1 protein-coding gene is annotated in these 326 nt (G+C 70.6%); it reads right to left on the bottom strand.

Annotated elements, in window-relative coordinates; genetic code table 11:
• Nucleotides 1–135 precede the first annotated feature (135 nt).
• Nucleotides 136–326 (bottom strand): hypothetical protein (locus H926_RS33350; RefSeq protein ID WP_043609530.1); only part of this gene is annotated, 191 nt, incomplete at its 5' end.

Below are 326 nucleotides of genomic sequence, written 5' to 3'. Positions count from 1 at the left end.
GCCCAGCCATGTCGAGCTTGATGCGCTGCGCCCGCGCGGCCCGGCGTACAAGGTCGATATCGCCAGTATCGCCGCCAATGCCGCGCTGTTTCCGCCCGGGCCAATGCACTAAATCAGATCAGGCCCTCAATGAGATCAGGGCAGGGACGGACCGACCGGAAGATGGCCTGGCATGGGCTGCATCGTGCCGGGCACCGCGCCGCCCGGGCCCATCGTCGCCGGCGCGCCACCGATGGCGCCGCTATAGCCATAGCCCTGCTGCATGAACGGCCCCATCGCGCCGCGGGTGGCACCCAGCGTCGGCCCGACCTGGCCGGGCTGGTCCG

It is taken from the genome of Novosphingobium sp. B-7, from assembly GCF_000410615.1.
Taxonomy (GTDB): Bacteria; Pseudomonadota; Alphaproteobacteria; order Sphingomonadales; family Sphingomonadaceae; genus Novosphingobium; species Novosphingobium capsulatum.
Note: the sequence above shows the minus strand (reverse complement) of the source record. Positions and strands in the feature narration are given on the sequence as shown.